The organism is Burkholderia sp. YIM B11467 (assembly GCF_052952715.1).
The window spans coordinates 686,364-710,785 of the sequence record NZ_JBQVSQ010000003.1 but is presented as its reverse complement, the minus strand read 5'-3'; the positions used below and the strand labels follow the sequence as shown (position 1 = coordinate 710,785).

The 24,422-nt window shown below is 66.7% G+C and carries 25 protein-coding genes; 15 read left to right on the top strand and 10 right to left on the bottom strand.

The annotated features are described in order from the left end of the window. The first annotated feature begins 319 nt into the window (after nucleotides 1-319). The 3 genes from ACTRWB_RS15235 to ACTRWB_RS15225 all read left to right on the top strand — a co-directional run bounded on the left by ACTRWB_RS15235 (nucleotide 320) and on the right by ACTRWB_RS15225 (nucleotide 2,610). Complete coding sequence (locus ACTRWB_RS15235) at nucleotides 320-1,531, top strand: ribonucleotide-diphosphate reductase subunit beta (protein WP_048251156.1); 1,212 nt, start codon at nucleotides 320-322, stop codon at nucleotides 1,529-1,531. An 82-nt stretch (nucleotides 1,532-1,613) separates the two neighbouring features. Beyond that, nucleotides 1,614-1,940, top strand: a complete 327-nt coding sequence (locus ACTRWB_RS15230) for a hypothetical protein (RefSeq protein WP_080971037.1) — start codon at nucleotides 1,614-1,616, stop codon at nucleotides 1,938-1,940. A gap of 28 nt (nucleotides 1,941-1,968) precedes the next feature. After that, nucleotides 1,969-2,610, top strand: coding sequence for a histone H1-like DNA-binding protein (locus ACTRWB_RS15225; protein WP_446902351.1), 642 nt, complete (start codon nucleotides 1,969-1,971; stop codon nucleotides 2,608-2,610). 219 nt (nucleotides 2,611-2,829) lie between these two features. On the opposite strand, the gene ACTRWB_RS15220 is transcribed toward ACTRWB_RS15225, so the two are convergent. The 10 genes from ACTRWB_RS15220 to ACTRWB_RS15175 form a co-directional block, all read right to left on the bottom strand. Beyond that, nucleotides 2,830-3,303: an outer membrane lipoprotein gene (locus ACTRWB_RS15220; RefSeq protein ID WP_047899750.1), complete on the bottom strand. Its 474-nt coding sequence runs from the start codon at nucleotides 3,301-3,303 to the stop codon at nucleotides 2,830-2,832. A 19-nt stretch (nucleotides 3,304-3,322) separates the two neighbouring features. Beyond that, complete coding sequence (locus ACTRWB_RS15215; protein WP_446902350.1) at nucleotides 3,323-4,261, bottom strand: carbohydrate kinase family protein; 939 nt, start codon at nucleotides 4,259-4,261, stop codon at nucleotides 3,323-3,325. Nucleotides 4,262-4,356: 95 nt separating this feature from the next. Then, nucleotides 4,357-4,860, bottom strand: coding sequence for a thiol peroxidase (gene tpx / locus ACTRWB_RS15210; protein WP_048251159.1), 504 nt, complete (start codon nucleotides 4,858-4,860; stop codon nucleotides 4,357-4,359). 73 nt (nucleotides 4,861-4,933) lie between these two features. Further along, nucleotides 4,934-6,286, bottom strand: coding sequence for a DUF3426 domain-containing protein (locus ACTRWB_RS15205; RefSeq protein ID WP_446902349.1), 1,353 nt, complete (start codon nucleotides 6,284-6,286; stop codon nucleotides 4,934-4,936). Nucleotides 6,287-6,331: 45 nt separating this feature from the next. After that, nucleotides 6,332-7,234, bottom strand: coding sequence for a 50S ribosomal protein L11 methyltransferase (gene prmA / locus ACTRWB_RS15200; protein WP_048251161.1), 903 nt, complete (start codon nucleotides 7,232-7,234; stop codon nucleotides 6,332-6,334). A gap of 2 nt (nucleotides 7,235-7,236) precedes the next feature. Beyond that, complete coding sequence (accC, locus tag ACTRWB_RS15195) at nucleotides 7,237-8,604, bottom strand: acetyl-CoA carboxylase biotin carboxylase subunit (RefSeq protein ID WP_193097593.1); 1,368 nt, start codon at nucleotides 8,602-8,604, stop codon at nucleotides 7,237-7,239. 84 nt (nucleotides 8,605-8,688) lie between these two features. After that, nucleotides 8,689-9,159, bottom strand: coding sequence for an acetyl-CoA carboxylase biotin carboxyl carrier protein (gene accB, locus ACTRWB_RS15190; RefSeq protein WP_446902348.1), 471 nt, complete (start codon nucleotides 9,157-9,159; stop codon nucleotides 8,689-8,691). Between the two features lie 66 nt (nucleotides 9,160-9,225). Next, nucleotides 9,226-9,678 (bottom strand): type II 3-dehydroquinate dehydratase, encoded by a 453-nt coding sequence (aroQ, locus tag ACTRWB_RS15185; protein WP_111015348.1) that lies wholly within the window; start codon nucleotides 9,676-9,678, stop codon nucleotides 9,226-9,228. Nucleotides 9,679-9,872: 194 nt separating this feature from the next. Further along, nucleotides 9,873-10,424, bottom strand: a complete 552-nt coding sequence (locus ACTRWB_RS15180) for a TlpA family protein disulfide reductase (protein ID WP_446902347.1) — start codon at nucleotides 10,422-10,424, stop codon at nucleotides 9,873-9,875. A gap of 7 nt (nucleotides 10,425-10,431) precedes the next feature. Beyond that, nucleotides 10,432-11,076 (bottom strand): UDP-N-acetylmuramate--alanine ligase, encoded by a 645-nt coding sequence (locus ACTRWB_RS15175; protein WP_446902346.1) that lies wholly within the window; start codon nucleotides 11,074-11,076, stop codon nucleotides 10,432-10,434. Nucleotides 11,077-11,311: 235 nt separating this feature from the next. On the opposite strand from ACTRWB_RS15175, the gene mpl reads away from it, so the two are divergent. From mpl to ACTRWB_RS15115, 12 genes are all read left to right on the top strand, one after another. After that, on the top strand, nucleotides 11,312-12,697 hold the full coding sequence (gene mpl, locus ACTRWB_RS15170) for a UDP-N-acetylmuramate:L-alanyl-gamma-D-glutamyl-meso-diaminopimelate ligase (RefSeq protein WP_129513669.1): 1,386 nt from the start codon (nucleotides 11,312-11,314) through the stop codon (nucleotides 12,695-12,697). After that, nucleotides 12,694-13,263: a YqiA/YcfP family alpha/beta fold hydrolase gene (locus tag ACTRWB_RS15165; RefSeq protein WP_446902345.1), complete on the top strand. Its 570-nt coding sequence runs from the start codon at nucleotides 12,694-12,696 to the stop codon at nucleotides 13,261-13,263. Before mpl ends, ACTRWB_RS15165 begins: the two co-directional genes overlap by 4 nt. Nucleotides 13,264-13,343: 80 nt before the next feature. After that, nucleotides 13,344-15,437, top strand: a complete 2,094-nt coding sequence (locus ACTRWB_RS15160) for an RNB domain-containing ribonuclease (protein WP_446902344.1) — start codon at nucleotides 13,344-13,346, stop codon at nucleotides 15,435-15,437. Further along, on the top strand, nucleotides 15,434-16,300 hold the full coding sequence (gene aroE, locus ACTRWB_RS15155) for a shikimate dehydrogenase (RefSeq protein WP_446902343.1): 867 nt from the start codon (nucleotides 15,434-15,436) through the stop codon (nucleotides 16,298-16,300). The genes ACTRWB_RS15160 and aroE overlap by 4 nt, the downstream gene beginning before the upstream one ends. Before the next feature lie 14 nt (nucleotides 16,301-16,314). Then, entirely contained in the window at nucleotides 16,315-17,052 is a 738-nt protein-coding gene (gene mtgA / locus ACTRWB_RS15150) for a monofunctional biosynthetic peptidoglycan transglycosylase (protein ID WP_446902342.1), read from the top strand. Between the two features lie 425 nt (nucleotides 17,053-17,477). Then, nucleotides 17,478-19,088 carry a S10 family peptidase gene (locus ACTRWB_RS15145; RefSeq protein WP_446902341.1) on the top strand — a complete coding sequence of 537 codons (1,611 nt, stop codon included), beginning with the start codon at nucleotides 17,478-17,480 and terminating at the stop codon, nucleotides 19,086-19,088. An 82-nt stretch (nucleotides 19,089-19,170) separates the two neighbouring features. After that, the gene (locus ACTRWB_RS15140) at nucleotides 19,171-19,569 is read left to right on the top strand and encodes an EF-hand domain-containing protein (protein ID WP_446902340.1); all 399 of its coding nucleotides are present in this window, start codon (nucleotides 19,171-19,173) and stop codon (nucleotides 19,567-19,569) included. Between the two features lie 348 nt (nucleotides 19,570-19,917). Beyond that, nucleotides 19,918-20,817 (top strand): IclR family transcriptional regulator, encoded by a 900-nt coding sequence (locus ACTRWB_RS15135; protein WP_048251172.1) that lies wholly within the window; start codon nucleotides 19,918-19,920, stop codon nucleotides 20,815-20,817. Then, on the top strand, nucleotides 20,814-21,839 hold the full coding sequence (locus tag ACTRWB_RS15130) for a 2-dehydro-3-deoxygalactonokinase (RefSeq protein ID WP_446902339.1): 1,026 nt from the start codon (nucleotides 20,814-20,816) through the stop codon (nucleotides 21,837-21,839). The genes ACTRWB_RS15135 and ACTRWB_RS15130 overlap by 4 nt, the downstream gene beginning before the upstream one ends. A gap of 23 nt (nucleotides 21,840-21,862) precedes the next feature. Further along, nucleotides 21,863-22,540: a 2-dehydro-3-deoxy-6-phosphogalactonate aldolase gene (locus tag ACTRWB_RS15125; protein WP_419686175.1), complete on the top strand. Its 678-nt coding sequence runs from the start codon at nucleotides 21,863-21,865 to the stop codon at nucleotides 22,538-22,540. After that, nucleotides 22,540-23,319: an SDR family oxidoreductase gene (locus ACTRWB_RS15120; protein WP_446902377.1), complete on the top strand. Its 780-nt coding sequence runs from the start codon at nucleotides 22,540-22,542 to the stop codon at nucleotides 23,317-23,319. The genes ACTRWB_RS15125 and ACTRWB_RS15120 overlap by 1 nt, the downstream gene beginning before the upstream one ends. 102 nt (nucleotides 23,320-23,421) lie before the next feature. Then, nucleotides 23,422-24,417 (top strand): arabinose ABC transporter substrate-binding protein, encoded by a 996-nt coding sequence (locus tag ACTRWB_RS15115; protein WP_446902338.1) that lies wholly within the window; start codon nucleotides 23,422-23,424, stop codon nucleotides 24,415-24,417. The last annotated feature ends 5 nt before the right edge of the window (nucleotides 24,418-24,422 follow it).

The window sequence follows — 24,422 nt, the reverse complement described above, 5'->3', positions numbered from 1 at the left end:
AACCGATCGAGGTTGAAGTGTGCGCCGCTCTCTACTAAAAAAATGATAAGGAATCTGTAACGCGGCACCTGCGTTGCAGGCAGTGACAAGCGATCGAAACATCCCCGACGACGTCGCGTTTCGATCAGCGTTCGATGCGTTGAATGCACCTCGCGATACACGCGCGACACACGTCGCGCTCTGCATGAACGACGATGCGTTGCTCAAAGTGTTGTATCGAGGTCGCAACGCGAATCGAAAAAAGGATTTTTCGTGAGCGAACCCTTTTATCGCTCAGGAAAAGATGGTACAAACCGTTCTAAATTGATGGTGAGAATTTATGCTCAACTGGGATGAAGAGAAGACTGCCGTAACTCCCGCGAGCGGAGCGCAGCAAAACGCGATGCGCACCTCCGCCGGGATGGCTGTCGGAATGCAGGCTGCAACGCCTGCCGCCCATCAGGTCCGCGACATTTTCGAAGGCGATCTTGCGGTGCCGCCGCAAGCATCGGCTGTTCCCGCCGGCGGTTCGGAAGCGCGGGTCAATGTCGCCGACAAGCGCATCATCAACGGCCAGACTGACGTCAATCAGCTGGTGCCGTTCAAGTACAAGTGGGCGTGGGAAAAGTATCTGGCCGGTTGCGCGAACCACTGGATGCCGCAGGAAATCAACATGTCCCGCGACATCGCACTGTGGAAGGACCCGAACGGTCTGACCGAGGACGAGCGCCGCATCGTGAAGCGCAACCTCGGTTTCTTCGTGACGGCCGACTCGCTCGCGGCGAACAACATCGTGCTCGGCACGTACCGCCACATCACGGCGCCCGAGTGCCGGCAGTTCCTGCTGCGCCAGGCGTTCGAAGAGGCGATCCACACGCACGCGTACCAATACATTGTCGAATCGCTCGGTCTCGACGAAGGCGAGATCTTCAACGCGTACCACGAGGTCTCGTCGATCCGCGCGAAGGACGAATTCCTGATTCCGTTCATCCACACGCTGACGGATCCGGCCTTCAAGACCGGCACGCTCGAAGCGGATCAGAAGCTGCTGAAGTCGCTGATCGTGTTCGCCTGCATCATGGAAGGCCTGTTCTTCTATGTCGGGTTCACGCAGATCCTCGCCCTCGGCCGCCAGAACAAGATGACGGGTGCTGCAGAGCAATATCAGTACATCCTGCGCGACGAGTCGATGCACTGCAACTTCGGCATCGACCTGATCAACCAGATCAAGCTCGAGAATCCGCATCTCTGGACCGCGGAGTTCCGCGCCGAGATCCGCGAGCTGTTCAAGCAGGCTGTCGAACTCGAATACCGCTACGCCGAGGACACGATGCCGCGCGGCGTGCTGGGTTTGAACGCGTCGATGTTCAAGAGCTATCTGCGCTTCATCAGCAACCGTCGTTGCCAGCAGATCGGCCTCGATCCGCTTTACCCGAACGAGGAAAACCCGTTCCCGTGGATGAGCGAGATGATCGACCTGAAGAAGGAACGCAACTTCTTCGAGACGCGTGTGATCGAGTATCAGACGGGGGGCGCGCTGTCCTGGGAATAACCCGCAGCAGCGAACCCGTTACATGATGGAGCAGCCGGCGGCCTCTCGGCCCCGGCCCAAGGTTTAGGAGCAAGAACGCCTGATGCAAAGCATGCCCGGTGCCTTAACGGCCCAACGATACGACAGGCACTTTGCGAACCCTTCAGTGGGATGGGCAAACTTCCCTCCGGATAAAGCGGACGGCCGTGTGGCGGTCCGCTTGATCAAGCGATTAGGGGTAGCGGCGCGAGGTGCGCCGGCTACCGACTTGATTTGGCGCGCGAGGCCGGGTGGTCACGCGCGCCATACCGTATTCATTAGCGTAAGCGCGTGGTATCCGCGTACGCCGATGAATAGCCCGCTTCGAAGCGCACGTCCTGAACAGCGTCCGCGGGAAGCGGGTTTTGACGAAGGGTGTAGTTTGAACTGACTCTCATCTGAACCTGAAGGAGAACAACATGGCTACTGCCAAGAAGAAACCGGCTGCTAAGAAAGTTGCTGCCAAGAAGACCGTTGCGAAGAAGGCTGCAGCTCCGGCGAAGAAGGCCGCTGCTGTGAAGAAGGTTGCTGCGAAGAAGGTCGCGGTGAAGAAGGTTGCCGCGAAGAAGGCAGCACCGGCGAAGAAGGCCGCTGCGAAGAAGGTCGCAACGAAGAAGGTTGCAGCGAAGAAAGTCGCAGTGAAGAAGGTTGCTGCGAAGAAGGCAGCACCGGCGAAGAAGGCCGCTGCGAAGAAGGTTGCAGCGAAGAAAGTCGCAGTGAAGAAGGTTGCTGCGAAGAAGGCAGCGCCGGCCAAGAAGGCTGCTGCGAAGAAGGCCGCGCCGGCGAAGAAGGCTGCTGCGAAGAAGGCAGCGCCGGCCAAGAAGGCTGCTGCGAAGAAGGCCGCGCCCGCCAAGAAGGCTGCCCCTGCGAAGAAGGCTGCCGCTCCGGCGAAGAAGGCCGCTGCTCCGGCGAAGAAGGCTGCTGCTCCGAAGAAGGCCGTCGTGAAGAAGGCTGCACCGGCAACCACCGCGTCGACCGCATCGGTTGCGCCGGCATCGGGCGTGAAGACCGCGCTCAACCCGGCAGCGGCATGGCCGTTCCCGACCGGCAGCCGTCCGTAATCGCGGCTGACCAGCACCACCCGGGCACTCATGTGGTGTCCGTGGGTTGAGTAGCGCTACTCAATCAGTCCCGCCATCTGGCTCAGGTGGCGGGCTTTTTTTTTGCCCGCGTTCTGTTCGTTCATGCGCCGGCCGCGGCGAGTACGGACGAAAAAAAACGCATGTGCAGCTTCGCACATGCGTTCGACCGCGGCTTGCGCCGCGTGCTGAGGTACCTGGTTAGTGCGTGACGCGCGTGACGCCGCCGCTCGACAGCAGTCGCACACGCTCGCCGGCGCGGAATGCTTCGCCGCTTGCTGCCTGCGTGATCGAGCGCAGATCGCCGTTGTCGAGGCGCACGGTGATTTCGACACCGTTCGCCGTGCTGAGGTTTTCGCCGACTGCGTTGCCCGCGACCGCGCCGACGAGACCGCCGGCGATCGCCGTCAGGATCGATCCCTTGCCGCCGCCGATCGCGCTGCCCGCAACCGCGCCGAGTGCGCCGCCGCCGAGCGTGCCGATCGCGCTGCCGCCGCCGTCGGACTGGATGCGTACCGCACGGACGCTTTCGACCACGCCCATGCGGACCGTCTGCTCGCGCTGCGCCTGGCCGACGCTATAGACATCGGCCGAACCCGGTGCCGTGAAGCAGCCGGCGAGGGTCAGCGTGGCCGTCAGCATGGCCGCGAGCGTGAGGGTTTTTTTCGTCAACATCTTTGCTCTCCCACAAAATTCATTTGAGACTGTAACCGAAGGCAGCCTCGAAGCGCGCGTCGATCTCGGCGCGCGTCAGTACGTAAGTCTGGGGCCCCTGGTGGGCGATCTTGAGCGAGCCCATGAGGCTCGCGAGGCGGCCGGTGGTTGCCCAGTCGAGGCCGTTCTCGATGCCGTACAGCAGGCCGCCCCGGAAGGCATCGCCGCAGCCGGTCGGATCGACGACGCGCTCGGCACCCACGACTGGAATCTGTTCTTCGCCGTTTTTGTGAAGAATGGTGGAGCCGTGCTCGCCGCGCGTGATGATCAACGCCTGAACCCGGCTGGCGATTTCCTGTTCGGACCAGCCCGTCTTGTCGCTGACGAGCTTGCCTTCGTAGTCGTTGACCGCGACGAACGTCGCGAGTTCAATGATGCGGCGCAGCGTCGCACCGTCGAACAGCGGCAGGCCCTGGCCCGGATCGAAGATGAACGGGATGCCGGCCTTCGCGAATTGTTCGGCGTGCTGGACCATCCCGTCGAAGCCGTCCGGCGCGACGATGCCGAGCTTCACGCCCGGCACTTCGTCCGCGCGGTTCAGATGCGACTGCATCATCGCGCCCGGGTGGAATGCGGTGATCTGGTTGTTGTCGAGATCGGTGGTGATCATCGCCTGCGCGGTGTGCGAATCGGGCACCACGCGCACGCTTGCCTTCGACAGGCCGAGGCTGTCGAGGCGCTCGAGATAGCGGTCCGCGTCGTTCGCGCCGACCGTCGCCATGATGCGCGCGTCACCGCCGAGCATGTGCAGTGCGTAAGCGATGTTCCCCGCGCAGCCGCCGAATTCGCGACGCATCGTCGGCACGAGGAAGCTCACGTTGAGAAGGTGAACCTGGTCGGGCAGGATGTGCTCGCGGAACCGACCTTCGAAGGTCATGATGTTGTCGTAGGCGAGCGAGCCGCAAATCAGCGTAGTCAAGGCGTGCGTTCCTGTAGAGAGCAAAGGGAGGCGCCGCCCGGCCGGCGCGCGGAGGGCCCGTCGGGCCTCGCGCGGCAGGGCCGGGCGGCAGCGGATTACTTCAGTGCGGCGAGCGCGGCGTCGTAGTTCGGCTCGTCCTTGATCTCGCCGACGAGTTCGGCGTGGATCACCTTGTCCTGCGCGTCGAGCACGACGACCGCACGTGCGGTCAGGCCGTTCAGGGGGCCGCTCGTCACGTCGACGCCGTACGCGTTCGCGAACGCGCGGCCGCTGCGGAACGTCGAAGCCGTCACGACGTTTTCGAGGCCTTCGGTCGTGCAGAAGCGCGTGGCGGCGAACGGCAGGTCGGCGGACACGACGACCACGACCGTGTTGTCGAGCGACGATGCGGCTTCGTTGAACTTGCGGGTCGACGTCGCGCAGGTCGGCGTGTCGAGGCTCGGCACGATGTTCAGCACCTTGCGCTTGCCGGCGAAGCTGGCGAGCGACAGGTCGGCGAGGTCCTTGCCGACCAGCTTGAAATCGGCGGCTTGCGCACCGACGGCCGGGAACGTGCCGGCGAGATCGATCGGGTTGCCACCCAGCGTAACTTTGCTCATGTTCGTGCTCCGAAATAGCGCGCCGCTCGGGCGCGCGGGTTGAGACGGGCGCGCCTGCGCGCGCCGCGGCGCGTCACGGATAGAAGATCTGGACGCGGAAATTCGAGGCGGGCGTGCCGTTCGTTTCGAGGCGGACGACCATCGTCTGCGTCGTACCGGGCGGCAGCCCGGCGTCGATCGGCGTGCCCGGGCGCACGTAGTCGCGCGGCGCGAGCACGCGGCGCACGGTTACGTGATTGGTGTCGTCGAGCAGCGTCAGCTCGAGCGACGGATACGCCAGCGCGACGCGATAGCGGTTCGTCAGCGGTACCTTCAGTTCGAGCTCGCGCGGGCCGTCGAGCTGGCGCAGGTCGGTCGCGTCGAGCCGCAGGCCGTCGATCGCGCGCGGCGGCGCGACCGTGCAGCCGAGCGGCGCGCAGGCCTGCCGGAACCAGCCCTGCGTGACGGGCCAGTAGATCATCAGCGTTTCGCGTTGCCACCACGCGAGTTGCGCGACGAGCAGCACGGCCAGCACGGCGGCGACCAGGCCGCCGAGAAAGCCGCCGAGCATCCCGCGCCGCTGCGGCGCGCGCGTCTCGCGCGTGACGGCGAAGTGCGGGCGATCGTCGTCGGTCAGCGCGGCCGGGAACGGGGCGACCGGCTCGTCGGCGGCCGTGGTCGGTGTCTTGTCGTGCCGCGCGATGCCGGCGTCGGGCTCGGGTTCGGCTTCGGTTACAGCCGGTGCCGGAGCAAACGCGAAACGCGGTTCGCGCGGCGCGCGTTCGTCTTCCGGCACGGCGAAGTGCGTGTTGCCGACGGGTTCGGCGTCATCGGCAGCGGTATCCGCGTCCGATGGAACGTGCGCGACGAAGCGGGGCTCACGCGGGTCGCGCTCGACGGTCGACGACGCGATGGGGGCGGCCGGAACTTCCGTTTCGTGTTGCGGCTGTGTCGAATGCGCTTCGGTCGGTGGCTCGATGGCGGCGGAGGCGTCCAGTTCGGCCGGGGAGGATGCGATCGGCGTGGGCGTACCCGACAGGTGAACGACACCGGCGTCCGTGTCCGGGAGCGCGAGCGGCACCAGTGGCTCGGTGCGTATGGTCTCCACGCTGTGCTGCAGCGACGGATCGACGCCGGCGTCGAGCCACGGCGCCCACATGTCCCAGCCTTCCGGCTTGTAATCGGTGTCGGATGACGACCCGGCCGGTGCGCCGACGAACAGTCGTGGCGGCACGGCCTGATGGTGCGCGTCGCCGTCGTCCGGCGCGGCAGCCATTTCGGTCAAGACCGGTTCGGGCTGCTGCGCGTGCTCGGGAACGAGCGATTCGGACGCGTTGAAGACTTCGTGGCAATGCCCGCAGCGCACGAGCCCTTGATGCAGCGAGAGCTGTTCCTGCTGCAGCCGGAAGACGGTTTCGCAATGAGGGCAGCGCGTCGCAAGAAGCATGTCGAGCCGGGCGGCCTGCTGGCCAGAGTGAAGGACAGCGCTATTCTAATGGCTTTCCCGCCGGGTTCCGGCGAGGCATACCCAACCTTCGTGTTCACGCCAGACCGCGATGTCGACGTAGCGCGCGTAGACGGCCGCGACTTCGTCCGCCTGACGCGCGAGCACGCCCGACAGCGCGATGCGCCCGCCCGGTTTGACCTTCGACGCCAGCATCGACGCCATCAGCTTCAGCGGGTTCGACAGGATGTTCGCGACGACGATGTCGAATTCGCCTTCCGGGCATGCATCGGGCAGTCCGTACGTGACTTCCGCACGGTTGCGTTCGCTGTTCTGCCGCGCCGATTCAACCGCCTGCGGATCGATGTCGATGCCGATGACGGGGTTCGCCCCGCATTTCTTCGCGAGGATCGCGAGAATGCCGGAGCCGCAGCCGTAGTCGAGCACCGACTGGCCGGGCTTCACCGACTGTTCGAGCCATTCCATGCAAAGGCGCGTGGTCGGGTGGCTGCCGGTGCCGAACGCGAGGCCGGGGTCGAGTTCGAGGACGAGCGCGTCGGGATCGGGCGCATCGTGCCACGACGGCACGACCCAGATCCGCTCGCCGATCGGGATCGGTTCGAACTGCGATTGCGTGAGCCGTACCCAGTCCTGTTCCTCGACTTCGCGGACGGTGAAGGTCGGCGTCTCGGCGACGCCGATTTCGTTCGCGGCCGCCGCGAGCAGCACGGCCGGCTCGTGGTCGGCCGACAGCAGCGCGACCACGCGCGAGTGCTGCCACGCGGTGCGATCGGGCACGAGGCCCGGCTCGCCGAAGAGCGGCTGTTCGTCGGGCGTGTCGGCGTCGGCGTCCTCGACGGACACCGACAGCGCGCCGAGTTCGAGCAGCGCGTCGGACAATGCCTCCGCATGCTCACGGGCCAGTTCGACGACGAGTTCGCGATAACTCATGCTTACGCTTCTTCCGGTGCGACCTGCTGCTTCTGCGCGAGCCGGTTTTCGAGGTAATGGATGCTGGTGCCGCCTTCGACGAACTTCGAGTCGATCATCAGCTCGCGGTGCAGCGGGATGTTGGTCTGGATGCCTTCGACGACCATTTCCGACAGCGCGATGCGCATCCGGCGGATCGCCTGGTCGCGCGTGGCGCCGTAGGTGATCAGCTTGCCGATCATCGAATCATAGTTCGGCGGCACGAAATAGCCATTGTAGGCATGCGAGTCGACGCGCACGCCGGGGCCGCCCGGCGTATGCCACGACGTGATCCGGCCCGGCGACGGCGTGAACTTGAACGGATCCTCGGCGTTGATCCGGCATTCGATCGCATGTCCGCGGAACTGGATGTCGCGCTGGCGCAGCGCGAGCTTCTCGCCGGCCGCGATGCGGATCTGTTCCTGCACGATATCGACGCCGGTGATCATTTCCGACACAGGGTGCTCGACCTGCACGCGCGTGTTCATCTCGATGAAGTAGAACTCGCCGTTTTCGTACAGGAACTCGAACGTGCCCGCGCCGAGGTAGCCCATCTTCTTGCACGCGTCCGCGCAGCGGTCGCCGATGCGGTCGATCAGGCGGCGCGGAATGCCGGGTGCCGGCGCTTCCTCGATCACCTTCTGGTGGCGGCGCTGCATCGAGCAATCGCGCTCGCCGAGCCAGATCGCGTTCTTGTACGCGTCGGACAGCACCTGAATCTCGATGTGGCGCGGGTTCTCGAGGAACTTCTCCATGTACACCTGCGGGTTGCCGAACGCACGGCCGGCTTCCTCGCGGGTCATGTTGACCGCGTTGACGAGCGCGGCCTCGGTGTGCACGACGCGCATCCCGCGACCGCCGCCGCCGCCGGCGGCCTTGATGATGACCGGATAGCCGATCGAGCGCGCAATCTTGACGATCTCTTTCGGATCGTCCGGCAACGCGCCTTCCGAGCCCGGCACGCACGGCACGCCGGTCTTGATCATCGTCTGCTTCGCGGTGACCTTGTCACCCATCATGCGGATCGTTTCCGGGCGCGGACCGATGAACGTGAAGCCCGACTGTTCGACGCGCTCCGCGAAATCGGCGTTCTCCGACAGGAAGCCGTAGCCGGGGTGGATCGCCTCGGCATCGGTGACTTCCGCGGCGCTGATCAGCGCCGGCATGTTCAGGTAGCTCAGGTTCGACGGGGCCGGGCCGATACAGACGGCTTCGTCCGCGAGGCGCACGTACTTGGCTTCCTTGTCGGCTTCCGAGTAGACGACCACCGTCTTGACGCCGAGCTCGCGGCACGCGCGCTGAATGCGCAGCGCGATTTCACCGCGATTGGCAATGAGGATTTTTTCAAACATAGCGAGTATTCGTCTCTTCGAGGGGCGCGCGAACGGCGCCTGGCGAGCATCGGCGGCGCGCGGCCGGCTGGCCGCGCGGCGGGCTTAGCCGATCACGAAAAGCGGCTGGCCGTATTCGACGGCCTGGCCGTTCTCGACGAGGATTTCCTTGACCACGCCGGCCTTGTCCGACTCGATCTCGTTGAGCAGCTTCATCGCTTCGATGATGCAGATCGTCTGGCCTTCCTTGACCGTGTCGCCGACCTGGACGAACGGGTCCGCGCCCGGCGACGGCGCACGATAGAACGTGCCGACCATCGGCGACGTCACGACATGGCCCTGCGGGACGGCGGGCGCTGCAGCGCCGGCTGCTGGCGCAGCAGCGCCTTCGGTCGGCAGTGCGACCGACGGAGCGGGCGCGCTGAATTGCGGGGCATACCCAGCCGTCGGCTGTACGTAGACCGGCGGCGCGTTCTTGACGATGCGCACCTTGCCTTCGCCTTCCGTCACTTCCAGCTCGGAGATGCCGGATTCGGAGACGAGGTCGATCAGAGTTTTCAGCTTACGAAGATCCATCGGGAATTCCCCTTTCAATACGTAAAAGCGCCGGTTAGGGGCCGGCGCTGAATCTAGATCGCGAAATCAGCCGCGCGACGTGCCTTGCAGCTTGTCCAGCGCGTACTCGAGCGCGTACAGATAACCTTTCCAGCCAAGCCCGCAGATCACGCCTTCGGCCTGGTCGGAAAAGTAGGAGTGGTGCCTGAACGCTTCGCGGCGATGCACGTTCGACAAGTGAACCTCGACGAACGGGATGCCAACGCCGGCGATCGCGTCCCGGATCGCGACGCTCGTGTGCGTATACGCGGCCGGATTGATCAGGATGAAATCGGTCTGTTCCTCCCGCGCGGCCTGGATGCGGTCGACCAGCGCACCTTCATGGTTGCTCTGGAACGACGACAGTTCGGCACCGGCTTCCCGGGCGCGTGCGGCAAGCGCCTGATCGATCTGCGCCAGCGTGACGTGGCCGTACACCTCCGGTTCCCGGGTGCCGAGAAGGTTCAGGTTGGGGCCGTGCAGCACCAGCAATCGTGTCATGGTCGCTTCTATTTCTGCGGAATTGCGCGAACTTTAGCGCTATTTAGAGAATTTTGTCTAGTTTCGCCGAACGGCCGGGCGCGCCGGACCCGCAAGAATTACCGGTGCGGATGTAAAGTATCGGCGAATTCACGCGAAATTGCGGCGATCGACCCACAAATCGCCGCCAACGTGCGGGCCGTCGTTCGAGCAGGTTACAGCGCGTCGAGCGTCTTTTTCAGCTCGGCCGGCTGGATTTGTCCCAATTTTGTCTCGCGAATCTTGCCGGTCTGGTCGATGACGACCGTGAACGGCAACGCGCCGGCGGTATTTCCAAAATTACGGGCCAGATCGGCGCCCGCATATCCGCTGACGAAAACCGGATAGTCGACCTTCACTTTCTGCAGAAAGTTCTTCACGTTCTGCCCGGAATCGACGCCGATCCCGATGAAACGGATGCCTTTCTGCTTGTACTGGTGCGACAGCGCGACGAGCTCGGGCATCTCCTCGACGCACGGGCCGCACCACGACGCCCAGAAATTGACGACGACCTTCTGGCCCTTGAAGGCCGCCAGCGTGACCGGCTTGCCGTCGACGTCCGTCAGCGACGACGCCCACAACTGGTCGACCGGGTTGCCCTGTGCGGCGGGCGCGGCGACGGCGACACCGTCGTCGGCACTGCCGCGGAACCAATGGCCGGCGGCGATCCCGCCGGCAACGGCGGCGGCCGCGACCACCGCGAGCGCCATCATGCGTTTCATCATCATCGTTGAATCATTCCGGTTCGGAAGGGGCCTTGCCCGCCTCGACGAGCACGCGCAGCGCGGTGGCATCCGCGCGGGCGACGCGGCCGCGCGCGTCGGCCTTGACCGCGCCGCGCAGGTCGTCGCTCGCATAGAGCGCGAGGTGGATGCCGATTGCGTCCACGTCGCGCCGCGGGCGCCACAGGAAGCTCAGCGTCTCGACGTCGTTGCGGCCCGCGAAGTGCCGCGTCTCGGACACGTCGTACTGGACGTTCTGGTTCAGCAGGTAAATCGCGACGTCCTTCGGGTTGTCGGGGAATGCCTGCAAATGGATGTCCGAATGCGCGTTCGCGGTGCCGTTCAGCACGGCGCCCGTCACATACGGACGGAACTCGGCGAGCCGCTGCATCCAGTCGAGCGCGACTTCGCGCAGGCGACGCAGTTCGTCCGGCTGCGTGTCGCTCTGGAACAGGGCGAGGTACTCGCGCAGTTCTTCCTCGATCTGGTCGTTATCCGGCAGCCATTCGCCGGCAACGCGCGAATCGCCCAGCAACTGGCGCGCGGCCTTGCGTTTCGCACTGGCGTAGTCCAGGCCGTCCTCCGCGATCAGGCGGGCGGCGGACTGGGCGATTTCCTCGCGGACGCGCCGCGGGTCGACAAGAGGTTTGCGAGACATGATCCGGCAATCATACTCGATCGCTGCGGCGCCCGAGCGCGGGTACGGCCGCCTGCCGCCCGGCGCGCAGGCGCCGTTCGCGCGCATCGTTCGGGCCGCCGGGCATGGCAGGCCGTCAGTTACAATACTGCTCTTTGTGTCGCGGCGGCGAGCGCCGGTCGCACGGCCTGTCCGGCGCGCCGCAGACGCATCTTTTCCGAATCGACGGCGCCCGGCGGCGCGAAAGCATTCATCTATGCACATCCACATTCTTGGCATCTGCGGCACCTTCATGGGCGGTCTCGCCGTACTCGCGCGCGAGGCGGGCCACACGGTGACGGGTTGCGACGCGGGCGTCTATCCGCCGATGAGCACGCAGCTCGAGGCGCAGGGCATCACGCTGATCGAAGGCTACGGCGCCGAACAGATCGACCTGAAACCGGACCTGTTCGTGATCGGCAACGTCGTCACGCGCGGCAACCCGCTGATGGAGGCGATCCTCGATCGCGGCCTGCCGTACGTGTCGGGCCCGCAATGGCTTGGCGAGCACGTGCTGGCGGGCAAATGGGTGCTGGCGGTGGCGGGCACGCACGGCAAGACGACCACGTCGTCGATGCTCGCGTGGCTGCTGGAAGACTCGGGGCTGAACCCGGGTTTCCTGATCGGCGGCGTGCCGCTGAACTTCGGCGTGTCGGCGCGGCTCACCGATTCGAGCTTCTTCGTGATCGAGGCCGACGAATACGATACGGCGTTCTTCGACAAGCGCTCGAAGTTCGTCCACTACCGGCCGCGCACCGCGGTGCTGAACAACCTTGAATTCGATCACGCCGACATCTTCCCGGATCTCGCCGCGATCGAGACGCAATTCCATCATCTTGTGCGTACCGTGCCCGGTGTCGGCCGGATCGTCACGAACGGCCGCTCGGACGCGCTCGAGCGCGTGCTGGCGCGCGGCTGCTGGAGCGAGGTCGAGCGGTTCGGCGTCGACGGCGGCTGGCAGGCGCTGCCGGCCGAGGACGGCGTGCCGGTCGACGAGCGCTTCGCGGTGTATTCGCACGCCGAACGCGTCGGCGAAGTCGCGTGGCAGGTGCAGGGCGATCACAACCGGATGAATGCGTTGGCGGCGATTGCCGCCGCGCGCCACGTCGGCGTGCCGCCCGCGCAGGCCGCCGCGTCCCTCGCATCGTTCCGCAACGTGAAGCGCCGCATGGAAGTACGCGGCAGCGTGGACGGCGTAACCGTGTACGACGACTTCGCGCACCATCCGACCGCGATCGAAACCACGATCGCCGGTCTTCGTGCGCGCATCGGCAGCCAGAATGCCCGCATCCTCGCGGTGCTCGAGCCGCGCTCGAACACGATGAAGCTCGGCGTGATGAAGTCGCAATTGCCGGCGAGCCTGGCCGATGCCGATCTCGTGTTCGGTTACGGCGCGCCGACGGGGCGCGACGCGCTCGGCTGGAATCTCGCCGAGGCGCTTGCGCCGCTCGGCGGCAACGCGCGCGCGTTCGACGATCTCCACCTGCTGGTGAAGGCCGTCGTCGAGGCCGCGCGCCCGGGCGACCATGTGCTCGTGATGAGCAACGGCGGCTTCGGCGGCGTGCACCAGAAGCTGCTCGATGCGCTCGGGAGCCGCACGTGATCCTGTATCTGCACGGCTTCCGGTCGTCGCCGGAATCGCAGAAGTCGCGGCTGCTCGCCGCGCGCATGGCCGAACTCGGCCGCACGGACGAGTGGCGCTGCCCGTCGCTGTCGATGTCGCCGCTCGAGGCGATCGCCGTCGCGGAAGCCGAGGTCGCGGGCGCACGCGACGTGACCGTGATCGGCAGTTCGCTCGGCGGCTATTACGCGACCTGGCTGGCCGAGAAGCACGGCTGGAAGGCCGTGCTGCTGAATCCGGCCATCGTGCCGCAGCGCGATCTCGAGCAGCATCTGGGCGAACAGCCGCTGTGGCACGGCGGCGGCACGATCGTCGTCGAGCGCCATCACCTGCATGAGCTCGACGCGCTGCGGGTGCCGGCAATCACGCGTGCCGAACGCTACTATCTGTTCGCGGCGACCGGCGACGAAGTGCTCGACTACCGCGAGATGCTGGCCCATTACCCGGGCGCGAACACCCGCGTGATCGACGGCAGCGATCACGGGATTAGCGAATTTGCCGACTATGTCGACGACGTTCTCGCGTTTTGCGACGGAAAAGCGCGATAAACCGGCCCTGTGCCGATCGAATCCCCATCATCATGCGGCGCCGCCGACGCGGCGCCCGGCAGTCTGAACGAGAGTACTGAGTGAACGTTTTCTTCGAGGAATCGGGCAGTTTCAAGGCGGGCAGCGTGCTGTCGCGCCAGGGCGACGCATTTCAGGTCGAGTTGCCCGGCGGGCGGCGTGCGAAGGTGCGCGCGAAAGACGTACTGATCGAATTCGACAAGCCGGCCGCGGGCGAGCTGATGCAGGAGGCCGACACGGCCGCGCAGCAGATCGATCTGGATTTCCTGTGGGAATGCGCGCCGTCCGACGAGTTCGCGTATACGGCGTTGGCCGCGGAGTACTTCGGCGCGACGTACGGCCCGGTCGAGCGCGCGGCACTGGTGCTGCGGCTGCACGGCTCGCCCGTCTATTTCCGCCGCAAGGGGCGCGGCCAGTACCAGCGCGCGCCGGAAGAGCAGCTCAAGATGGCGCTCGCGTCGCTCGAGCGCAAGCGCCAGCAGGCGCTCGTCCAGGTGCAGTATGAAGAGGAACTGAAGGCCGGCAAGCTGCCGGACGCGTTCGCGGGCAAGGTGCTCGGGCTGCTGACGCGGCCGGACAAGAACGCGATCGAATACAAGGCGATGGAAGCGGCGGCCGGCGCACGCGGCGTGTCGCCGGCGCGCCTGATGCTCGACTGCGGCGGCATCGCGTCGCCGCGCGCGCTGCACGAGGCGCGCTTCCTCGCGGAGTTCTTCCCGCACGGCACGGGCTTTCCGCCCGTCACGGTCGGCGCGCTGCCGGACGACCTGCCGCGCGCGAACGTCGAGGCCTTCTCGATCGACGACATCACGACGACCGAAATCGACGACGCATTCTCGGTCGAGCACCTGTCCGACGGCCGCGTGCGGATCGGCGTGCACATCGCCGCGCCGGCGCTCGGCATCGTGCGCGGCGACGCGGTCGACGCGATCGCGCGCACGCGCCTGTCGACCGTCTACATGCCGGGCGACAAGATCACGATGCTGCCGGACGACGTCGTCGACGTGTTCACGCTGAAGGAGGGCGATTACCGCCCGGCGCTGTCGCTGTACATCATCGTCAACCGCGAAACGCAGGACATCGTCGCGAACGAGACGCGCGCCGAACTCGTGTTCGTGAAGAACAACCTGCGTCACAACACGCTCGACGAGCTCGTCAACGAAGAGACGCTCGCGGCCGGCACCGGCGAGTATCCGCACAAGGACGACATCGCCGTGCTGTGGCCGCTCGCGCAGGCGCTGTTCGAGAAGCGCCAGCTTGCACGCGCAGGCTACGGCCTCAAGCGCGAAGTGCAGCGCAACACCGACTACAACTTCTACGTCGACGGCGAGCACGTGTCGATCACGCCGCGCCGCCGCGGGTCGCCGCTCGACCTGATCGTGTCGGAGCTCGCGATCCTCGCGAACTCGACCTGGGGCGCGTTCCTGCATGACCACACGGTGCCCGGCATCTACCGCTCGCAGCGCGGCTTCGGCGCGCCGGGCCCGAAGCGCACGCGGATGCAGACGACGGCCGCGCCGCACGAAGGCCTCGGCGTGCCGCAGTACGCGTGGAGCACGTCGCCGCTGCGCCGCTACGTCGATCTGGTAAACCAGTGGCAACTGCTCGCGTGCGTGCAGCATGGCGTCACCGCGAAGCTCGCCGCGCCGTTCAAGCCGAAGGACGCCGACCTGTATGCGGTCGTGCAGGGCTTCGACGACACCTACACGGCCTACGCCGACTACCAGCGCCGGATGGAGTATTTCTGGTGCCTGCGCTGGCTCGCGCAGGAGAAGAAGAAGCAGGTCGTTGCGGCGGTGGTGAAGGGCGATCTCGTGCGCCTCGAGGAAATTCCGCTGCTGCTGCACGTGCCGGGGCTCGGCGTGCATGCGCGCGGCACGCGCGTGCTGCTCGACGTGATGTCGCTCGACGAGCTGACGATCGAGGCGTCGGTGCGGTTGCTGAACGTGCTCGATGCGCCGACCGTGACGAGCGGCGATGCGGCCGAGGAAGAGGATGACGCCGAAGGCGGCGACGACACGCTGATCGACGCGGAAGACGCCACGGCGGAAACCGAGGCGGAAGCGCTGGCCGAAGCGGACGGTGCGGCGGCGGACGTCGGCGGCGAAGCCGCGAGCGCCAACGGCAACGATAGCGAAGAGGGGCGCGCATCATGAATGCGGCTGCGTCGACGAGCGGCGCCGACCGCTACGTGGTGTTCGGCAACCCGGTGGCGCACAGCAAGTCGCCATTCATCCACGCGCAGTTCGCCGCGCAGACGGGCGAGCCGATCGACTACACGCACCGGCTCGCGCCGGTCGAGGGTTTCGAGGCGGCCGTGCGTGCGTTCGTTGCCGAAGGCGGTCGCGGCGCGAACGTGACGGTGCCGTTCAAGCTCGAAGCGCATGCGCTCGCCGACACGCTGTCGCCGCGTGCGGCGGCGGCGGGTGCGGTGAACACGCTGCGCATCGACGCCGACGGCCGTATCCACGGCGACAACACCGATGGCGTCGGTCTCGTGCGCGACATCGAATCGAACCTCGGCGTGTCGCTCGCGGGTGCGCGCATCCTGCTGCTCGGCGCGGGCGGCGCCGCGCGCGGTGTCGTGCTGCCTTTGCTCGACCGCGCGCCGCTGTCGATCACGATCGTGAACCGCACCGCAAGCAAGGCCGAGGCGCTCGTCGGCCAGTTCATGCAGGCCGCGCACGATGCGGGCTGCACGCTCGCGGGCGGCGGCCCCGACGTGGTGCGCGCGGAGCCGTACGACGTGATCGTCAATGCGACGGCCGGCAGCCTCGACGCGGCGCTGCCGGCGTGCGACGCGGCCGCGTTCGGCGCGGGCACGCTGGCGTACGACATGATGTACGGCGCGCAGCCGACCGTGTTCATGCAGCATGCGGCGTCGCTCGGTGCGCGCACGGCCGACGGGCTCGGGATGCTCGTCGAGCAGGCGGCCGAATCGTTCTTCATCTGGCGCGGTGTGCGGCCGGACGGTGCACCGGTGCTTGCCGCGCTGCGCCAGGCGCTCGCGGCGAGCTGAACGGAGCGCGGCACGTGGCGGCGGTGAGCGGCACGCAGCGCACGCGGACGGTCAGCCCGGCCCGCTGGATCGTCTATGCGGGGGCGGTGTTCGCGGGCGCGTGGCTCGCGACGCAACTGTTCTATCTCGCGCAGATCACGCTGTGGTCGTTCGTGAATCCGGGCTCGACCGCGTTCATGCGCACCGACGCATGGTGGCTGTCGCGCGAGCAGCCGCCCGCGCAGATCCAGCACCAGTGGGTGCCGTACGACCAGATCTCGCGCAACCTGAAGCGCGCGCTGATCGCGTCGGAAGATTCGACCTTCGCGACCAACAACGGCTACGACGTCGACGCGATCCTGCAGGCGTGGGAGAAGAACAAGGCGCGCGGCCGGATCGTCGCGGGCGGCTCGACGATCACGCAGCAGCTCGCGCGCAACCTGTTCCTGTCGCGTGAGAAGAGCTACATCCGCAAGGGGCAGGAGCTCATCATCACGTGGATGCTCGAAACGGTGCTCGACAAGGAGCGGATCTTCGAGATCTACCTGAATTCCGTCGAGTGGGGGCGCGGCGTATATGGCGCCGAAGCAGCCGCGCGCTATTACTACAAGATCCCCGCGAGCCGGCTCGGCGCGTGGCAGTCGGCGCGCCTCGCGGTGATGTTGCCGAAGCCGCGCTGGTTCGATGCGCACCGCGGTTCGGCCTACCAGGCGCAGCGCGCGGCGATCATCGCCCGCCGAATGGGCGCGGCCGCGCTTCCGCAATCCGAGTGAGCGGCGCGTTCGCGCCGTCGCATTGTCCGTTTCGCCGCCGACGCGCCGTTTGTGCGCTGCAGCGCATTCGTGTCACGCGCATTTCGGGCCATATCCATTAGACGAATTCGTCTATTTCGCTTTACTGATCAATACGTTCGATCGCGCGATTTTATTGGGCGATATGGCACGAAATCCGCGCTTTTTTAGTATTGCCGGGTAAACGCGAAAGTCGATGAAAGGCACGTGAAATGCAACGTTTCATGAACCGAAGCATTTCTGAAAGGTGTGCGCTGCACCGGTCTCCCGCCAAATATTTCAAAATTTTTCAAAGCTGACGGGCTCGCGTATATTGGCCAGCGCCTCGGCTTATCGGCCGCAATCGAGGCGGGGGGCGGCTTATCAGGCTGCTCGATACAAAAACATCCGAGAGAAGGAAAGCAACAATGCCAGCGAGCAAAGCCAAGCTGTTGTTGGGGGTTGTGTTCTCTTCGCTGATCCTGACGGCCTGCAACGACGACGTGACGTCGTCCGCCGCTTCCAGCGCCGACAATTCAGCCGATCCCGCCAGCCAGGTGGACAGGGCGTACAACGATCCCAACAGTTATTCGTCGAGCGCGACCGCGTCGCTCGACGCGTCCGCCGCGGTGGAAAAGGCCGCCGTCACGCATCACCAGATCACGCTGAACGGCAAGACGATCCATTACACGGCCACGGCCGGCCACCTCGTCGCGCGTAATCCGCAGACAGGCGCGCCCGAAGCGTCGTTCTTCTATGTCGCCTACACGGCTGACAACCAGCCCGCGGCGAAGCGGCCCGTCACGTTCCTGTACAACGGCGGCCCCGGCTCGGCATCGGTGTGGCTGCACCTCGGCTCGTTCGGTCCGCGGCGGATCCAGACGGGCGACCCGAACGCGAACACGTCGACGTTCCCGTTCGTCGACAACCAGGAAAGCCTGCTCGACACGACCGACCTCGTGTTCGTCGATGCGATCGGCACCGGTTTCTCCGAAGCGGTTGCGCCGAACACGAACCAGTCGTTCTGGGGCGTCGACCAGGACGGCGGTGCGTTCCGCGATTTCGTGGTCCGCTACCTGACCGTGAACCAGCGCAACGATTCGCCGAAATACCTGTTTGGCGAGTCGTACGGCACGCCGCGCACCGACGTGCTCGCGAACCTGCTCGAGACGGCCGGCGTGAAGCTCGCCGGCATCGTGCTGCAGTCGTCGATCCTGAACTACAACACGAACTGCGACATGGCGAGCGACTACATCGGCAACTCGAACAACGGTTCGAGCCCGGTGAGCTGCGCGGGCTTCGTGCCGTCGTACGGCACCGTCGGCGCGTACTACCAGCTCGACAATCCGAACCCGTCGAACCTGCCGCAGTATGCGGACCAGATGCGGCTGCTGACGGCCGGCAGCTATGCGCCTGCCGTGAACGCGTACCTGGCGAGCCATACGCCGCCGCCGCCGAATCTCGTCACGACGATGGCGAACTCGACCGGCGTGAAGCAGGCGCTGTGGAACGCGAACTTCAACGTGATCCCGACCTTCTTCGACAACAGCTTCCAGTTGTCGCTGGTCCCGGGCACGCTGATCGGTCGCTACGATGCGCGTGTGAACGTGCCGGTATCGAGCCCGCTCGCGTCGGGCGGCGATCCGTCGAGCACGTACATCACGCAGCCGTTCACCGACACGATCGGCCGCTACCTGCCGAACGAGCTGAAATACACGGCGCAATCGGCCTACTCGTTGAGCAGCAATGCGATCAACACGTGGGACTGGACGCACGATGGCCTCGCGATGCCCGACACGATCCCCGATCTTGCCGCGGCGCTGACGCTGAATCCGTCGCTGAAGGTGCTGTCGCTGAACGGGTATCACGACATCGCGACGCCGTTCTACCAGACCGAGCTCGACCTCGCGCGGCTCGGGTCGCAACCGAACCTGACGATCAAGGACTATCAGGGCGGACACATGGTCTATCTCGACGATACGTCGCGTCCGCAGGAGAAAGCCGACCTCGTGACCTTCTACAACGCGGCCGCGCACTGATGCGATGCGCGAGGCCGGCGACCGGCGTCCACAGTGGCGCGTCGCCGGCCGTCGACGACCTCATTCCAGACTGGAGCCTGATATGAAGAATCGTTTCATCGTCGTTGCCGCGGCGCTCGTTTGCGCCAGCGCCGCAGCATCCGTATCCGCGTTCGCGCAGGCGAGCGACACCGCCGCACCGGCGCGCGCGCGCCAGGCGCAGCTCGGCGATCCGTACGTGCCGCCGGCCGCCCGCAAGCCGACGGCCGGCACGCAGACGACGGGCGCCGCGCTGCATGCGCAGGTGGTGCGCAAGCTCGCGCGGCAGTTCGACGCGGCCGATACGCAGAGCACGGGTTCGATCACCGAGGCGCAGGCGCGCGCGGCCGGCCTCGGTTATGTCGCGAACCACTTCCGGCAGATCGACGCGAGCGGCAACGGCCGCGTGTCGTTCTCCGACGTGCAGCGCTACATGCAGGCACGCAGCACAAGCCAGCAGTAAGCGCGACGGATGTGGACCAACGGGGGCGGAACCTGCGTGACAGCGGGTTCCGCCCCCGTGCACTTGGCGCGGCCGTTTCATCCTGCAGGTGGCGGATGTTCGCCGAATTCTCATTATCTGGGCAACGCATTCAAATATTGGAGACAAGTGCGTGCACTCCTACAATCCGAAGCACATCGACAGCTTCGGACCCACGCATCGCGCGGCGCCCGACGCACACGGAGACACATTCCATGAAGTTCGCCGGGCGCTTCCCTCGGTGCATCGACCGCCGCCACGCCGCAGCACCGGACACAGTTCCGGCGCCGCGCGAGCGGCTTCACCGATTCCGTTGAAGAAGCCCGCTCCATGACCAAGATGCCCGTACCCCTTGCCCTCGACACCCGGCGCGCGACGCCGGACGATACGTCGCTGACCGACAGCATCGGCGCGACCAGCACGCCGCTCGATCTCGCCGCGCAGCAGGCCGGCACGCAGACGCTGCTGCGCGGTCTCGCGATCCTCGAGGCGATCGCGAACGGCGCGCGCGACATGCGTGCGATCGGCGCCGCGCTCGGCACGACGCGCAGCACGACGCACCGCCTCGTCAGCAGCCTCGTGCAGGCGCGCTACCTGCGGCAGGTGCAGGGCGGTTACCTGCTCGGCCCGAAGCTGATCGAGCTCGGCACGATCGCGCTCGAACAGATGCCGCTCACCGCGGTCGCGCGGCCGCATCTCGAAGCGCTCGCGGAAGCGACGCTCGACACGATCCATCTCGGCGTGCGCGACGGCGACGACGTGCTGTACATCGACAAGATTCCCGGCACGCGCGGCCTCGAGATGCGCTCGCGCGTCGGCCACCGGATGCCGCTCGCCTCGACGGGCATCGGCAAGGCGATGATGCTCGACCTCGATCCCGACCTGTGGCGCTCGCTGTTCGAGGCCGCGCGGCGCGCGCTGGCCGGCGTCAATTTCAAGCCCGACAACCGGCCAGAGACGAGCGCGTTCCTGCAGCGCATGGCCCATTACGCGGCCGGCGGCTATACGTTCGACCTCGAGGAGAACGAAGCGTCGATCCGCTGCGTCGCCGCGCCGATCCGCGACGCATCGGGCGCGGTCGTCGCGGCCGTATCGGTCGCGAGCACGATTCCGTACATGCCGCATGACCGGATGGACGAACTGATTCCGCTCGTGCAGCGCGAAGCGCGAGCGATTTCCGCGGAACTGGGCTGGAGCCCACCGCAGGGTACCCGCAGGATCAAACGATGACGACTTCGACCCGGCCCGTTCCGGATGCCAGCTCCGCCACCCCGTCGCTGATCGCGCTCGACTGGGGCACGACGTCGCTGCGCGCCTATCTCTACGATGCGCATGGCGCGCTCGTCGACTCGCGCAGCCGTGCGGCAGGCGTGATGCATGTCCCGGGCGGCGGCGCGCGCGCGTTCGACGCGGTGTTCGAGGAAGCGTGCGGCGACTGGCTCGACCGCACACCCGGCCTGCCGGTGCTCGCCGCCGGGATGGTCGGCAGCGCGCAGGGCTGGCGCGAGGCGCCGTACGTCGCGGTGCCGGCCGGCGCCGACGCGCTCGTCGCGGGCCTCATCACGGTGACGACGTCACGCGGCACGACGGTATCGATCGTGCCGGGCGTGATCGCGACGGGCGAATTGCCCGACGTGATGCGCGGCGAAGAAACGCAGATATTCGGTGCACTCGCGAGCGATCCCACGCTTGGCACCGATCGTTCAGGGGTACTGATCGGCTTGCCGGGCACGCACGCGAAATGGGCGTGGGTGAAGGACGGGCTGATCGAGCGCTTCCAGACCTTCATGACGGGCGAGCTGTTCGCGGTGCTGCGCGACCACACGATACTCGGCCGCACGATGCGCGCGGGCGCGTCGCCCGACCACGCGGCGTTCGTGCGCGGCGTGTCGGTCGCGCGCGGCGCGCAGCGCACGGGGCTGCTCGCGACGATTTTCAGCACGCGCACGCTCGGCCTGACCGACCGGCTCGCGCCCGATGCGCAGGGCGACTACCTGTCGGGCCTGCTGATCGGCCATGAACTCAACGCGCTCGACGCGATGCTCGCGGAGCGCGGCATCGCGCTCGCGGCCCAGCCGCTGCGGTTGATCGGCGACGACAGCCTGTGTGCGCGCTACGTCGCCGCGCTCCGCGAATTCGGCCACACGCATGCACGGGTCGTCGCGCATGCGACCGAGCGCGGCCTGTGGCGGATCGCGTCGCGCGCCGGGCTCGTGCGCGCGGACGGCGAGCCCGTCTTCGCCGACCAATGAACCGATTGCAGAGGAACCCCGTCATGCCGTCCGACCTTACGTTGCCCGCGCCGTACACGCCCCACGCCGCACTGATGCGCGCGTTCGATGCGTGTCCGCTGATCGCGATCCTGCGCGGGATCACGCCCGCCGATGCGGCCGACCATGGCCATGCGCTCTACGAAGCCGGCTTCCGGATCGTCGAGGTGCCGCTCAACTCGCCGGACCCGTTCGGCAGCATCGCGGCGCTGCGGCGCGCGCTGCCCGACGACGCGATCGTCGGCGCCGGCACCGTGCTTCGTGCGGAGTACGTCGACCGCGTGCAGGACGCGGGCGGCGCGCTGATCGTGATGCCGCACAGCGACGCGGCCGTGATCCGCCGCGCACGCGAGCGTGGCCTCGCGAGCGCACCGGGTGTCGCGACGCCGACCGAAGCGTTCGCGGCGCTCGCGAACGGCGCCGACGTGCTGAAGATGTTCCCGGCCGAGCAGCTCGGCGTGCCCGTCGTGAAGGCGTGGCGCGCGGTGATCGACCGCGCGGTGCCGCTGATCCCGGTCGGCGGCATCTCGCCCGACAACATGCAGCCGTTCCTCGCGGCCGGCGCGAACGGCTTCGGGCTCGGCTCGGCGCTGTACCGGCCCGGCCAGCCGGCCGACGCGACCGCGGCGAACGCGCGCGCGTTCCAGGCCGGATTGCGCGTCGCGCGCGGCGGAGCCGCATGATGGGCCGCCTCGCGGGCAAGGTCGCGATGGTGACGGGCGCGGGCCGTGGCATCGGCGCCGCGATCGCCTGTGCGTTCGCTCGCGAGGGCGCGGCCGTCGCGCTCGTCGATCTCGACTTCCCGCAGGCGCAGCACACGGCCGCCGCAATTGCGCACGACACCGACGGCGCGCGTGTGCTGCCGCTGCATGCGGACGTCGCGCGGCAGGATTCGGTGCGCGCTGCGCTCGTGCAGACCGAAGCGGCCTTCGGCCCGCTCGACGTACTGGTGAACAACGCGGGCATCAACGTGTTCGCCGATCCGCTGACGATGACCGACGACGACTGGCGGCGCTGCTTCGCGGTCGACCTCGACGGCGTGTGGCACGGCTGCCGCGCGGCGCTGGAAGGGATGGTCGAGCGCGGTCGCGGCAGCATCGTGAACATCGCATCGACGCATGCGTTCAGGATCATCCCGGGCTGTTTTCCGTACCCGGTCGCGAAGCACGGCGTGCTGGGCCTCACGCGCGCGCTCGGCATCGAATACGCGGCGCGCAACGTGCGCGTGAACGCGATCGCGCCGGGTTACATCGAGACGCAGCTCACGCGCGACTGGTGGGACGCGCAACCCGATCCGGCCGTCGCGCGCGCCGAGACGCTCGCGCTGCAACCGATGAAGCGGATCGGCCGGCCGGAGGAGGTCGCGATGACGGCCGTGTTCCTGGCGTCCGACGAGGCGCCGTTCATCAATGCCGCGTGCATCACCGTCGATGGCGGGCGCGCGGCGCTGTATCACGACTGACGCAACGATTCGAAAGACCGCACGTGCGACGGCCGCGCGCACGCTGCGTCGAAACCAACAAGCGGCTGCATCCTGTTCGATGAAGACAAGGAGACACTGGAGATGAAACGCAGAACGTTCGTAACGCTGGCCGCGGCTGCCGCGGTGGTGATGGGCAGCCCGGTCGCGCACGCGGCCGATCCGGTCAAGATCGGCTTTCTGGTGAAGCAGCCGGAAGAACCGTGGTTCCAGGACGAGTGGAAGTTCGCCGAGATGGCGGCGAAGGAAAAGGGCTTCACGCTCGTGAAGATCGGCGCACCGTCGGGCGAGAAGGTGATGAGCGCGATCGACAACCTGTCCGCGCAGAAGGCGCAGGGCTTCATCATCTGCACGCCCGACGTGAAGCTCGGGCCGGGTATCGTCGCGAAGGCGAAGTCGCACAACCTGAAGATGATGACGGTCGACGACCGTCTTGTCGACGGCGCGGGCAAGCCGATCGAGGCGGTGCCGCACATGGGGATTTCGGCGTACAACATCGGCAAGCAGGTCGGCGACGGCATCGCGGCCGAGATCAAGAAGCGCGGCTGGGACATGAAGGACGTCGGCGCGATCGACATCACCTACGAACAGTTGCCGACCGCGCATGATCGCACCAGCGGCGCGACCGACGCGCTGGTGGCCGCCGGTTTCCCGAAGGCGAACGTGATCGCGGCGCCGCAGGCGAAGACCGACACCGAGAACGCGTTCAACGCGGCGAACATCGCGCTCACGAAGAACCCGCAGTTCAAGCACTGGGTCGCGTACGGCCTGAACGACGAGGCCGTGCTCGGCGCGGTGCGCGCGGCCGAAGGGCGCGGCTTCAAGGCGGACAACATGATCGGTATCGGCATCGGCGGTTCCGATTCGGCGATGAACGAATTCAAGAAGCCGCAGCCGACGGGCTTCTTCGGCACCGTGATCATCAGCCCGAAGCGCCATGGCGAGGAAACCTCGGACCTGATGTACACGTGGATCACGCAGGGCAAGGCACCGCCGGCGCTGACGCTGACGACGGGCATGCTCGCGACGCGCGACAACGTGTCGAAGGTGCGCGAGGAGATGGGTCTCGCATCGAAGTAAGCGGC

Bases quoted from the DNA above. Each gene is read 5' to 3' on its own strand.
- accB (WP_446902348.1), bottom strand. From the start codon at position 9,159: ATGGATCTTCGTAAGCTGAAAACTCTGATCGACCTCGTCTCCGAATCC.
- ACTRWB_RS15145 (WP_446902341.1), top strand. From the start codon at position 17,478: ATGCCAGCGAGCAAAGCCAAGCTGTTGTTGGGGGTTGTGTTCTCTTCG.
- ACTRWB_RS15120 (WP_446902377.1), top strand. From the start codon at position 22,540: ATGGGCCGCCTCGCGGGCAAGGTCGCGATGGTGACGGGCGCGGGCCGT.
- ACTRWB_RS15205 (WP_446902349.1), bottom strand. From the start codon at position 6,286: ATGCTTCTTGCGACGCGCTGCCCTCATTGCGAAACCGTCTTCCGGCTG.
- ACTRWB_RS15230 (WP_080971037.1), top strand. From the start codon at position 1,614: ATGCAAAGCATGCCCGGTGCCTTAACGGCCCAACGATACGACAGGCAC.
- ACTRWB_RS15140 (WP_446902340.1), top strand. From the start codon at position 19,171: ATGAAGAATCGTTTCATCGTCGTTGCCGCGGCGCTCGTTTGCGCCAGC.
- prmA (WP_048251161.1), bottom strand. From the start codon at position 7,234: ATGAGTTATCGCGAACTCGTCGTCGAACTGGCCCGTGAGCATGCGGAG.
- ACTRWB_RS15225 (WP_446902351.1), top strand. From the start codon at position 1,969: ATGGCTACTGCCAAGAAGAAACCGGCTGCTAAGAAAGTTGCTGCCAAG.
- ACTRWB_RS15180 (WP_446902347.1), bottom strand. From the start codon at position 10,424: ATGATGATGAAACGCATGATGGCGCTCGCGGTGGTCGCGGCCGCCGCC.
- ACTRWB_RS15125 (WP_419686175.1), top strand. From the start codon at position 21,863: ATGCCGTCCGACCTTACGTTGCCCGCGCCGTACACGCCCCACGCCGCA.
- mpl (WP_129513669.1), top strand. From the start codon at position 11,312: ATGCACATCCACATTCTTGGCATCTGCGGCACCTTCATGGGCGGTCTC.
- ACTRWB_RS15115 (WP_446902338.1), top strand. From the start codon at position 23,422: ATGAAACGCAGAACGTTCGTAACGCTGGCCGCGGCTGCCGCGGTGGTG.
- ACTRWB_RS15135 (WP_048251172.1), top strand. From the start codon at position 19,918: ATGACCAAGATGCCCGTACCCCTTGCCCTCGACACCCGGCGCGCGACG.
- aroE (WP_446902343.1), top strand. From the start codon at position 15,434: ATGAATGCGGCTGCGTCGACGAGCGGCGCCGACCGCTACGTGGTGTTC.
- ACTRWB_RS15175 (WP_446902346.1), bottom strand. From the start codon at position 11,076: ATGTCTCGCAAACCTCTTGTCGACCCGCGGCGCGTCCGCGAGGAAATC.
- aroQ (WP_111015348.1), bottom strand. From the start codon at position 9,678: ATGACACGATTGCTGGTGCTGCACGGCCCCAACCTGAACCTTCTCGGC.
- ACTRWB_RS15220 (WP_047899750.1), bottom strand. From the start codon at position 3,303: ATGTTGACGAAAAAAACCCTCACGCTCGCGGCCATGCTGACGGCCACG.
- accC (WP_193097593.1), bottom strand. From the start codon at position 8,604: ATGTTTGAAAAAATCCTCATTGCCAATCGCGGTGAAATCGCGCTGCGC.
- ACTRWB_RS15130 (WP_446902339.1), top strand. From the start codon at position 20,814: ATGACGACTTCGACCCGGCCCGTTCCGGATGCCAGCTCCGCCACCCCG.
- tpx (WP_048251159.1), bottom strand. From the start codon at position 4,860: ATGAGCAAAGTTACGCTGGGTGGCAACCCGATCGATCTCGCCGGCACG.
- ACTRWB_RS15235 (WP_048251156.1), top strand. From the start codon at position 320: ATGCTCAACTGGGATGAAGAGAAGACTGCCGTAACTCCCGCGAGCGGA.